At 63.5% G+C, this 11069-nt stretch carries 14 protein-coding genes; 9 read left to right on the top strand and 5 right to left on the bottom strand.

The window, feature by feature from the left end; genetic code table 11:
• Positions 1-764 (bottom strand): cutinase family protein (locus NVV99_RS25740; protein ID WP_260783235.1); only part of this gene is annotated, 764 nt, incomplete at its 3' end.
• A gap of 154 nt (positions 765-918) precedes the next feature.
• Here NVV99_RS25740 and NVV99_RS25735 point away from each other — a divergent pair.
• Positions 919-1362 (top strand): helix-turn-helix transcriptional regulator, encoded by a 444-nt coding sequence (locus tag NVV99_RS25735; protein WP_072815205.1) that lies wholly within the window; start codon positions 919-921, stop codon positions 1360-1362.
• Between the two features lie 210 nt (positions 1363-1572).
• The gene (locus NVV99_RS25730) at positions 1573-1935 is read left to right on the top strand and encodes a helix-turn-helix transcriptional regulator (protein ID WP_072815229.1); all 363 of its coding nucleotides are present in this window, start codon (positions 1573-1575) and stop codon (positions 1933-1935) included.
• Here the strand turns inward: NVV99_RS25730 and NVV99_RS25725 are convergent.
• The 4 genes from NVV99_RS25725 to NVV99_RS25710 form a co-directional block, all read right to left on the bottom strand.
• The gene (locus NVV99_RS25725; RefSeq protein ID WP_225223363.1) at positions 1932-2489 is read right to left on the bottom strand and encodes a hypothetical protein; all 558 of its coding nucleotides are present in this window, start codon (positions 2487-2489) and stop codon (positions 1932-1934) included. The two genes, NVV99_RS25730 and NVV99_RS25725, sit on opposite strands and share 4 nt — an antisense overlap.
• Positions 2490-2509: 20 nt before the next feature.
• Positions 2510-3475, bottom strand: coding sequence for a hypothetical protein (locus tag NVV99_RS25720; RefSeq protein ID WP_072815231.1), 966 nt, complete (start codon positions 3473-3475; stop codon positions 2510-2512).
• A gap of 119 nt (positions 3476-3594) precedes the next feature.
• The gene (locus NVV99_RS25715; protein WP_219130716.1) at positions 3595-4062 is read right to left on the bottom strand and encodes a hypothetical protein; all 468 of its coding nucleotides are present in this window, start codon (positions 4060-4062) and stop codon (positions 3595-3597) included.
• Between the two features lie 255 nt (positions 4063-4317).
• A complete protein-coding gene (locus tag NVV99_RS25710) occupies positions 4318-4485 on the bottom strand; it encodes a hypothetical protein (RefSeq protein WP_169918109.1) in 168 nt (55 codons plus the stop codon).
• Positions 4486-4756: 271 nt separating this feature from the next.
• On the opposite strand from NVV99_RS25710, the gene NVV99_RS25705 reads away from it, so the two are divergent.
• From NVV99_RS25705 to NVV99_RS25680, 7 genes are all read left to right on the top strand, one after another.
• The gene (locus tag NVV99_RS25705; RefSeq protein WP_072815209.1) at positions 4757-5698 is read left to right on the top strand and encodes a ParA family protein; all 942 of its coding nucleotides are present in this window, start codon (positions 4757-4759) and stop codon (positions 5696-5698) included.
• Complete coding sequence (locus NVV99_RS25700) at positions 5695-6078, top strand: hypothetical protein (RefSeq protein ID WP_083583903.1); 384 nt, start codon at positions 5695-5697, stop codon at positions 6076-6078. The genes NVV99_RS25705 and NVV99_RS25700 overlap by 4 nt, the downstream gene beginning before the upstream one ends.
• Before the next feature lie 176 nt (positions 6079-6254).
• Positions 6255-7259 carry a hypothetical protein gene (locus NVV99_RS25695; protein ID WP_219130717.1) on the top strand — a complete coding sequence of 335 codons (1005 nt, stop codon included), beginning with the start codon at positions 6255-6257 and terminating at the stop codon, positions 7257-7259.
• Between the two features lie 186 nt (positions 7260-7445).
• Positions 7446-7673 (top strand): ribbon-helix-helix domain-containing protein, encoded by a 228-nt coding sequence (locus tag NVV99_RS27315; RefSeq protein ID WP_083583905.1) that lies wholly within the window; start codon positions 7446-7448, stop codon positions 7671-7673.
• Positions 7674-7885: 212 nt separating this feature from the next.
• The gene (locus NVV99_RS25690; RefSeq protein ID WP_219130718.1) at positions 7886-9091 is read left to right on the top strand and encodes a helix-turn-helix domain-containing protein; all 1206 of its coding nucleotides are present in this window, start codon (positions 7886-7888) and stop codon (positions 9089-9091) included.
• Between the two features lie 34 nt (positions 9092-9125).
• Positions 9126-9914: a hypothetical protein gene (locus NVV99_RS25685; RefSeq protein WP_219130719.1), complete on the top strand. Its 789-nt coding sequence runs from the start codon at positions 9126-9128 to the stop codon at positions 9912-9914.
• 264 nt (positions 9915-10178) lie between these two features.
• The gene (locus NVV99_RS25680) at positions 10179-10766 is read left to right on the top strand and encodes a recombinase family protein (protein WP_257606268.1); all 588 of its coding nucleotides are present in this window, start codon (positions 10179-10181) and stop codon (positions 10764-10766) included.
• Positions 10767-11069 lie beyond the last annotated feature (303 nt).

Genomic DNA, 11069 nt, shown 5'->3' with positions numbered 1-11069 from the left:
TCACAGGCCAGATCCCCGCCCTGGCACCAGGACGACACCCGCCCCGACAGGCTGCCGTAGCTGCTGGTCAGATCGGCCACCGGCCCGATGCCACCTCCTTCGGGGGCGGTGAACGACACCGACGACAGCGCCTTGACCGCCTCTCCCCTGGTGCCGGGAACCGGCGACGGGGCCATCTGCGAGGTCCCGGGGAACAGTCCCGATCCGGGGCTGCGGGTCGGCGCGCCGAACAGGGCACCGGCTGCGACCGAGCGGGCCGGAACGACCCCGGTGCCCTTGCCGACCGACCGCAGGAAGTTCGACGCGGCATGGGCGCCCTGGGAGAAGCCGACGACGGCGAGCTTGGCCGAAGGGCACTGCGAGAGCACCTTCTGCGCCGCCAGGGACAGATTCTCCTCCCCTGCCGTCACCGACTCGACATACGACTCGGTGCCGCCTGGCGTCAGGCCACCGAACGAACCGGGATACGGCACATACGCCCGATCGACGCTCGCGCCCAGCTCACGGGCCTGATCGAGCAGCGGACCCATGATGTTCGAGAGCATTCCGGTATCGACCTTCACCGGCGCATCGGGCGAGGTCTCGGTGGTGCCCTGCATCCCGAGCACGTACAGATCCGGGCAGTCCGAGACCAGCTCACCGAGCCAGTGCGGTTCATCGCCCGTGCTCGACTGGGCATAGGCCGGGGCGGTACCCAGGCCGGAAGTAGCCAGCACAGCTGCCGAAAATGATACGGCTGCAAAGCGTTTGGGCCACGCGCTCATATTCCCCTCCTTCACGGCTACGACCTTACTCCAGATCGAAGTTATTTCCCACAGTTATTTCCTACAGAATGTCGGCGGTGATTTCCACCTAGCTGCGCATATGCGGCAAAGTTGGTGCGAGAGTTACCGGAGTGGACCCGAGACGGAGGTGAGTGTGCCGCGCCGCGCCCTGTACGGGTTCGATCCCACCCGGCTCACCGAGGTGCGCCGCGAACGGGGCCTGTCCCGCTCCGATCTCGGACGCCTGTCCTCGGTCACCTACAACACCGTTCGCAACTGGGAAACCGGTGAGAGTGCACCGAGCCCGAGCACACTGGAGCGAGTGGCCGAAGTCCTCGGAGTCACAGTGCACGAACTCGCCGTCGTGCCAGAGCAAGCGCAGACCCTCGCCAGCTGGCGGACTCGCAGAGGTCTGGCACAGTCCGACATCGCCCAGGAGCTGGGTATGTCGAAGTCCACCTACTCCCGGCTCGAACGAGGCGAACGCTCCCCGACGAGTGACGAGAGGCGGAAGTTGGCGACCATTCTCGACACGAGCGAGGAGCAGGTGACGTCGCTGTGGATGCGCGCTCACCGCAGACCGGGCGGATCACGCTGACACCACCGGCACCCTTACCTGCGTTCATACGTTTGACCGACCAAGCGGAAACCCCCATACGTCTCTATCACAATAGTAATATTACCGTGGTGATAGGCAATGGGCGCGGAGGAGTCCCCTGGCGGCGATTCTGATCGCCGCCGGGGTGGTTGTAGATTTGACGAGCCCGGTTCACCTGGGCCGTTGTTGATTCCCGATGAGGAGGTGGGCGTGGCGACATTCGCCGAAAAGCTCCGCTATCTGATCGACAATGTGCACCCCAAAGACCGAGGCCCGTTCACCATGAACGAGATCGTGGATGGCATCCGGCGCAACGGCGGCTCGATCACCCAGGGCTACATCTCCATGCTGCTCAACGGCCAGCGCCCCAACCCCGGACTCAAGGTCGCCCAGGACCTCGCCGACTTCTTCCACGTCCCGCTCCAGTACTTCGCCGACGACGACTCGTTCGAGCAGGCCGTGCGCTACATCTCCTGGGTGCAGTCGCTACGAACGAACGACGTGGCATCCGCCGCCCGCGCGTACAACCCCTATGACACCGGCGTCGGCACCGACGAACCGAAGCGCCCCTAGGAGACGAGGTTCGCGACCGCGAGGTAGGTCAACGGGGCGATAGCCAGTCCGGTGGCCGCACCGACCGCTATCTCCCTGCTCGTGTGATGCCCCAGTTGCATCCGGGACCAGGCGATGGCCGGCGCGAGAGCAAGCCCTGTCCACCACCAGGGGCTGAGCCCGACCGCGAAAATCGCTACGACGCCGCACCACACGCCCATGTGCACCGACGCCTTGATGCCGACCATGCTCGTCCAGACAGCGACACTGACCAGAGTCGCTATGGCCGCACACGTCAACGCGATCATCTCGACCGGGCCCTGCGCGACGAGCTGCACCACGAGAGCTGTGACGACCAGGGCAAGTATCGCGAGGATCAGACCATGCCGTTCCGAATGCTCCGTTACGTGATGGTTCCCGATGCGCTCGCGCACCATCCCCCACACGATCAGCATCATCGGCAGCACCCCGGCGAACAGCGCGACGAAAGCCCCCCACCCGGGGTGTCCGATCAGGATGCCGAGCGTCAGGCACGATGCGACATTGACCGTCCAGGGCGCAGCGATTTCGGTCAAGCCTCTGGCTACCACATCCTTCAACGCTGCAACTCCACCTCACCGGAAGCGCGAAGCACCTCGAACGCCTTACCGACTGCCCGCACCCACTTCACCGTGTCGGTCCCGCTAGGGGGTCGCAGCCCGTCGACCCCGACGCCCCCGGATTCACCGGTGCACACCCATCGCGCGATCGACTCCGGTGTCGCCGGCCTGCCCCGTTCCGGAAGCCCGTCCTCGTCGGCCTGCATCGACAGCGCGTCGAGCACTTCACTCGCCCGATCCGATACCTGCCGAGCCGGAACGAGCGCAGACCACGATTCCCGCATGACTCCGGGCCAGCGCTGCTTCACCAACACCTGGTACAGCTCCGCGAAGTCCCTCCGCTGCGACCGGCCCATGAAGAACCTCTCGATGGACGCCCACGTAAAGCCCAGCATCGTCAGCACAGACCCCACCAGCGCCAGCTCGGTCGACACATCGAACACGTGGGTGGAGGGTTCAACCCACCCCGCACGGGCAGCAACGATGTACCCGGCGCGCATCCACGCATACACCGACAGAACGGCGACCCCCACAGCCACGATCGCCAGACCACGTCCGGCGGGAGTGCCGAGATCCCAGCCGTGCACCACCACCACCGTGATGATCGTGCACAGCACAGCAGCTACGACCATCACGAAGGCCGCGGACTCCGCATAGCCCGGCAGATGACCGTAGAGCTGATCGAACTGGTAGCCATCTCTCGCCTGCGGAGCATCAGCTGCGCCGAGAAACAGGACCACAGCCACAACAATCGCACCGACCGTACCCAGCGATAAGGGTCCTACCCAACGGCGTTGAGCACCTGCGTCATGGACGCACAGCGCCACCAGGAGCAACGCTGCCCCCAGACACATCCCCAGGAAGAGGCCTTGCTTCACCGCCGATGCGGCATTGGCAACGCCTATCGCGTTGCTGACGAACCGATCGACCGGCCCCACGTTGACGGTCGTGTGCGCTGCCATGCAGACGAAGACCACCGCGATCCCGAGCGCCAGAACCGAGTGCGATTGACGCCATCGGCGCACCCTGGTGAAAGCGACCCACCACAACAACACCGACAGAACAATCGTCGAGTACACCGCTACAGCGCCTCATTGAGCAACGACCGAATACGGGCCGACCTGGCGATGCCGGCACCCCAGATCCGCCGGCACAACTCCGAACCGAATGCCTCCGCCTCCATCTCCAGTCGGCGCACACGCTCATCGGAGCAACTCCCCTGTCCACACTCGCGAAGCATCATCCGAGCCATACCGTGCCATTCGGGTGGAAGAGTCCGGCGCGCCGTGTCGTGGACAGAGCGTCCCTCATGCCCCATGAGGATGTGGCCGAACTCGTGCCCGATCGCGCGGTCCAAGTCCGCAACCCACGGAGCGTAGTGAATCTCGTCCCAGTCGGGATATTTACGCCAGAGCGCGAAGACGCCAGGGCCAAGGTCCACGTCCCTGGTCACCACGAGTGGACGACGGCGCATCCGCTCGATCGTCGGCACCAAACCGAGAACGGAGGCCGCTTCATCACCCCGCGCATGTGCAAGCAGTTCGCTCACTGCCCCCGCCACCGGGTCCATAGACGCCTCCTCCACCTCGGCACCTCGATTCGCTCAACAGAGAACTCGGCACATACATCAAATCGAGCGGTCACAGCAATCGCTTCGACTGCCGATGCCCCCGACCGAACATCGATGGATCCCGAGATCCCGACCGGCCGGTATCGTACCGACTGACACCACCCCGTACCCGTGATGCACGACACCGCATGCGCAGGTTCCCCCGGTATCCACCTTCGCCCCCCACCGCGAGGTTCACGAATAGGCCCCGGCAAGGCCAGCCGGACCAGCAATACTGGCATTGATGCGGAGGTCCCATCGAAATGGCATTACAGGCAATTTCGCTGTAGCCGGCCCGTGCACGGAAGGCGCCAATGCCGACAGTGACATCATCGCCATCAATACTTGCAATTGCTCGACCACGCAGGATCCTCCGAGCCGGGGCGATCGCCCCGACTCACCTTTCCACCTCCTTGAGCAGCGGGTCCGCAATACCAGCAATGCTGGTATTGCCGCGAAGTCTGCCCGATGCAAGTAATACTTGCATTATGGTGATACCTGGTAATGTCCTCATTGCCAGCAATGACGAGTCGCCTGCAACCCTCGGGGTGGCACCGACTTCACCAGGAATGCCGGTTTTGCTGGCAAAAGAAGCAAAACCTGCATTGATTGCTACGACAGGAAGGGAAGTGCAGTGGTCACACGCGAGAAGGTGTCCCTCAAGCGCGACGCCGCGGCGCTACGACGAGTCGTCGCGCTCATCAACAGCAAAGGGGGAGTGTTCAAGACAACACTGGCATCCAATATCGGTGGCCTACTCGCCGCTTCCGACTACAAGGTTCTACTCGTCGATCTCGACCCTCAGGGTAACGTCGCCGAGGATCTCGGCTACACCAACACCGAGCTCGACGACGAGGGACGCAACCTTGCGCAAGCACTCGCATTCGGCGGCCCACTCGAGCCGGTTCGCGATGTCCGGCCAAATCTGGACGTCGCTCCCGGCGGACACCACCTCGAAGCAGCAACAGCAGCACTCACCTCGAGAGCATCCAAAGACCCAGCAGGAGCGAAACTCGCCCTTGCAATGGCCTTGGCACCGATCGCGCACCAGTACGACATGATCCTGCTGGACTGCCCACCCGGCGACGAAGCGTTGCAGACGGCAGCTGCGGCCGCAGCACGATGGCTTCTGATCCCGGTCAAGAGCGATGCATCCAGCCGCAAGGGCATGGCCGGCGTGATGAACCGCCTCAATGCGGTCCTCGCTGACAATCCCGACCTCGACCTTCTCGGCGTTGTGCTCACAGGTGTCGGCACGTCCGCAACCAAAGTTCAACAGAACGCTCGAGACGCAATCGCTGAGGCATTCGGTGGCAGCACCGACGCCATCTTCGACAAGACGGTGCGGCACTCCGAAGCCACCGCGGCAGCAACACGAGAACGGGGACTGCTCGTCCACGAACTCGACGACGTGGTTCGCAACGGACCCAAGTGGTACGAGGTCCTGCGCGGGGAGGCTCAAGCTCAAGCCCTCGCACCCCAGTCCTCCACGTCCGTTGCGGACGACTTGGTGGGCATCACCGAAGAGGTCGTGCGCCGCATGACCGCAGCAGAAGCCGAGGAGGCAGCATCGTGACCGAGCCGCGCCGGAAGCTCTCAGGTCTGCCTCGCGTCTCGTCCGGCGCACGACAGGTCACGGGAGATCTGTCCGGGTTGCAGGCAAAGCACCGCAACGTTGCACCACCCGCGCAACCAGTCGAGCAACCTGCTGAGCAACCCGAGAAGAAGCAGAGCAACAAGGCGGTGACGGTGTACATCGCCCCGACGGTGTACACCCAGGCCCGCCTCGCCTTCAACGCCACACGCACAGCCGAAGCCGACCGCAACTGGTCACAGTTCGTCGAGAAGGCCATTGCGGAAGAAGTCCGGCGACGGTCCGAACTGCACAACGGCGGGAAACCGTTCGAGGGAGTCGATGCGCCCCTTTCTCCCGGTCGACCGCTCGCTGACACCTGAAGTCAACCAACGCTTTCAATGCCTGTTTTGCTTGCATTCACAGGAATGACGGGCGTCCTGCAAGGAATTGCCGCTCCGCAGGACGCCCTGACCAGGAAAACCACCAGATAGGAGATCCCCAGGTCATGTCCGACGATACAACCCAGTCCCAGGCCCCGTTGCGCAGGAATCTGCCGATGAGCCACTCGAAGATGCTGGCCATCGCAGCAGTTGCAGCGATGGCGTTGTTTCTCGCAGCGCTGGCGTTCACCCTCTCGTTTGATGCGTTGCGCGCTCTGGCGATCGAGATCAACGTGCAACCAGGGCGGGCGTGGATGGCACCGGTTGCCATCGATGTTGCACAGGCGGCTGCAACGGCCGGCTATGTCATCTTCCGGGTGTCCGGCAAATACAACTACGCCCGCCTGTACTGCATGGCACTGGCGATCGTCACCGTCGCACTGAGCGTGATCGGCAACGCCTACCACTCGTGGCAGATGGCTGATCGCAACCTCGCCCGCGTGGCAGCGGGGGAGGATCTCGGTTTCATCCCGCAAACCCCGTGGATCGCGGCAATCATCGCGGCGATCTTCCCGCTGTTGTGGCTGGCGTTGTTCCACCTGTTCACGATGCTGTTGCAGGTTGTCCTCGACGAACGCGCCCAGCACCGGGCCGTCGCAACGGACGAAGATCCGGTGCAACACCGTGTCAACGTCGAGGATGAAGCATCCGCCCTCGGTACCCCTTGGGACCACGAGACCGGCACTACCGCGAGTGTGCGCCGTCCGGAGTTGCATCCCGCTGAGGAAGCGGTTGCGCCCCTGCCGGTTACGAAGGCGTCCGAACGCAACGATGCAGACGGGGCAGGAACCGCCGTTGCCGTTGCCGTTGCCGTTGCCGAGGACACCCTGCCTCGCTCCGATGGGGCGACCTGCAACGGCTATCCGCAGACCCGGGACGGGTTGCTGCGATTCCTCGAAGATTCGGACTCCCACGAAACCGTCAAGATCGTGGCGTCGATGCTCGTGAGCGAGCCGCAACTGAAGCAGATCGACGTTGCGCAACGGTTGAAGATCGACAAATCCACCGTCAGCCGCCGCTGGCGGCAGTTCCGGGACGCCGCCGAAGCCGAGGGATTTTCGGTGCCACCGTTGCCCACGGCCGAAGCAAGCGAGCGCAACCGGGAAACCGAGCGAGTCTGAACCACCCGGCCGGCCTCGGTGCGCACCGAGGCTGGCCCGGTGCAGCCTCCCGGAGCCCAACGACTGGTCAGCTGGAATCTCGCGCACGACGCGACACGCCGAACCCGAATAGTGTCCGACGCACTGTGGCCCAGCGGTGTAGGGTCATGCCCGCACACAGCGAGTCGGGGGAGGACGGGGAGAGGTATGGCGACGGAGTCGAAGCCACGTAAGTACGCACCTCACACCAAGCGAAAGCTCCGACTGAACCCGAACAGTGAAACGCCCGAATCACCACGTCGTTCGGTGCGATTCCCCGATGTTGTGGACGAAGAGCTCGAAGCGCTCTCCCGCCAGACAGGACTCACGGTGTCGAAGTTGATCCGCCAGGCAGTGGACAACTACCTCGCCGAAACCCGCCAGAAAGCGAGCTAAGCCCCAGAAAAAGCCGAAACCCCCCGGTTGGCAGCCGAGGGGTCCAGCAAATTGAAGATCAGATACACACTCTCAAGGGAGAGATCCCAAGGTAGAAGCACGTACCTGGCCTAACACACCGGTAATGCTACAGGGTCTTTGAACACCTGACTACTTTGGGACCAATCCCAAGACGGGCGTGTCTCCGGTCTTCCTCCACGAGAGGACCCAACATGACCACCGCCCCGTCCGAAAGCAGCGGCAGCACCTTTCCCGATCGGTCGGGCCAGACCAGCGACTCTCCTCCGGAGAACTCGCGGCGGTTCGTTCTGATCGACCTCACCGTCCTCGAAGAGTACGACCTCAGTCCACAAGCCTTGGCTTTGTATGCGCACCTGAAGAAGTTCGCCGACTACGAGACGGGTCGGTGCTGGCCGAGCAAGGAAACCCTCGCCGCGCGACTGGGGATGACACAGGGCCGGTCCGCCGATCGGTACATCACGGAACTGTGCGAGTGCGGCCTCATCCAGGACGTCCGCTCCCGATTCCGCAACCCCGACGACAAGCGGGACTGGGTTCTCGACGAACCCGACGAGGTGCACACGACGCAGACATCGAACCTCTACGTCGTGAACATGGAACCCGCATCTCCGCAGGTCAGACCGGGGTGCGCTCCAACGCAGGGGGAGCGTGACCCACAGCGCAGCGGGGGGGCGCGGCAGAACGCAGACGAACAAGAACCATCCACCAATAACCATCTACCAACAACCAATCTGAATACCTCTGCTGAACCGACCTCTGCGGAAAAGACCTCGGTCGGCGGCGCCGCCCCGATTGATGAATTCTCGGAGAAGTTGATCGAGCGGAAACACCGCAACGGCGAGGGGACCCCGAAGGCCATGCCGTTGCATCCGCGGTGGCAGCCCAACAACGCCAACCGTGCCGCCGCCAAGAAGCTGGGGGTAGACCTCGACCTCGCGGTCGAGCAGTTCCGGAAGACCATGGCCTCAACTGGTCAGAACCGACGGTGCTGGGGAAGTGCGTTCACCAAGTTCCTCAAGGCAATGGCCGAACAGGAAACCACACAGTTCGGGATCTCCACCGAGGAACTCATCGGCACGTCGATCAAACGAGCGCTGCAAGGCGCCCCGACTCCTGCGCAGCCCAGCACCGAGACGGCACAGACCACCGGATCCTCCAGCAAGCCGGACATCCGCGACGATCCCGCCGCGGCTACCACGAGCACGCGCCGATCGTCCGATATCGACGGCCCCTTCACCTTCAAGGCCGCGATCTGGACACTCGAGGAGGACGGATATTGCGGCGCAAGTGTTAGGGATCGGGCGCGTGAGCTGTTCAACGCCGGACGGGACGTGGCCACCATCATCCGCCTGGTGAAGCGAGAGTTCGTGCCCGAGCCGGAGTCCCTTACGGCCTAACACCCGCAGCGACGCTGGCAGAGGAGGGTCTTCTGTGACGGATCCCGCACACGACGCAGCCCGCGAGTGGGTTGGTGAACAGCTGCGATATCCGCAACGCCTGCCCCGTACCGTGGTCGTGCTGGACTGGAATTCGGTGCCGCACTCGGTGCAACGCGGGCTCGAAGAGGTCGCCCGCGTCAGCAGGTCGATCGACGACACCCAGCTCCCGCTACGCCGTTGGTGGCGTGGGAACGCTCCCGGCCTGAGTACCGGCGAACTGCGGGTTGTCGAGTCGGCGGCATCCGAGTTGCGGTGGCCGACAAGTATCGACAACAACGAGACACGGTTGCTCGCAATCGTTGAGGGAGTTGTCGATCGGGTTGCCGAGCATCCGGCCTGGCAGCACCCGGTTCTCACCGGTTACCGGTCGGTTGTTGCCCTGCACATGGAGTTGCATACTTTCGCAATCGCCGCTCATGAGTTGCTGCAACTTCGATGCTTGACACCGGAGGTGCCGGCCGATGCCGCACTGGAGTCCTATGTGCGGCAGGAGTGGGATCGTCGGCAGGTTGCGTTCGCACACAGTCGAGTTGCGCTCATCGAGCGGGCCGTTGCGCTTCGCCTCATCGAGCTAGCCCTCGACCGTGTGCACCGGCTCGCCGAGGATTTCCGCATCACCCAGCAGCTCGCAGCGCAATCGACCGCGATCGACGATCTCTACCGTCGGTTGGCCGGCGCGGATGTTGCTGGCTCGACGACGCACGCCACTGTCCACGAACTGGAGGCGGCGGCCGAGAACCTGCGAGCGCAACTTGCGTATCTGTCCATCGGTCAGGTGTGACGGAAAGCCCCGGCAGGGGGTGACCCCGCATCCCGGAGAAGAGCAGTGCTGCCGCGCCGCTGACTCCGCACCGGCTTGCCATCGAATAGTTGCTGGTCACGTCGGCTGACATTGCCTGGCCGGTACCGTCATCGCTGCTGTATAGCGATCGGACCGTAGGGGCGACGTCGCACAGACTGCAGAAGGGTGGACACTCCGATCTACCTGGTGGTGCACTCCAGTCTGTCCTGCCAGCAACATTGCTGAATGAACTAAAGTGGAGGCATGATCGGATACGCCCGAGTCGGTGACACAGCGGACGAAGACGGTCAGCGCACTCAGCTCACCACCCTGGGGGTTCGATCCGATCACATCCACGTCGACACCGGGCTACAAGGCACCCGGCACCGCCTGCCGAACCGCGATGCGATGCTCGACGCCCTTTGTCCCGGAGACACCGTGACGGTCACCGGCCTCGAACGCCTCGCCCGCACCGCCGCAGAGCTGGGGGACGTCACCACCACGATCCGCGAACGCCAGGCCCGACTGAACATCGGTGGTACCGTCTACGATCCCGCAACCGAGGCCGGCCGAACCGCATTCGAGTTGTTCACCAGCGTCTTTCCCGCATTTGAGGCCGGGGTCTACGAGCTGCGCCTGACAGGGCCACGGGAGCAAGCCAAGGCTGCAGGACGGTACCCGGGCGGACAGCCGAAACTCACTGCCGAGCAACGACGCCAGCTCTACGAGCTGTACGCCTCCGGCAGCGAGTCCGTCGCTCAACTTCAGAAACGCTTCGGCCTCAGCCGATCCGGGGTCTATATGCAGATACAACGTGAACGCGAGACTCGAATCCACCCGGCGTCTTCATAGTAGATTCGTGGATCTCAGACGGCCGAGATCGCGCTTCGCAGCAAGACTTAGCGATACCAGCGTGGAAGTGGCCATGCAGGACCCGTGGATCCTTGAGTCCAGCGACTTCGGGGGCTTATGTCCTGCATGCACAAGCGATCGAGCTCGGAGTCGCTGAGTAAGGCAGCAGCTTCATCGTCGAGCTGTTGCTGACGTCGAGGAGGAACGGTAATGGCGCAGGCGATTGTGATGAGGCTCATCGAAAGTGCTCAACTGTGCTCGGTGGAAGTGCCCACCCGTGAGCAGGGTTCACTGTAGCGGTTG

Source organism: Rhodococcus sp. PAE-6 (assembly GCF_025290685.1).
In the GTDB taxonomy this organism is placed as follows: Bacteria; Actinomycetota; Actinomycetes; order Mycobacteriales; family Mycobacteriaceae; genus Rhodococcus; species Rhodococcus pyridinivorans.
Note: the sequence above shows the minus strand (reverse complement) of the source record. Positions and strands in the feature narration are given on the sequence as shown.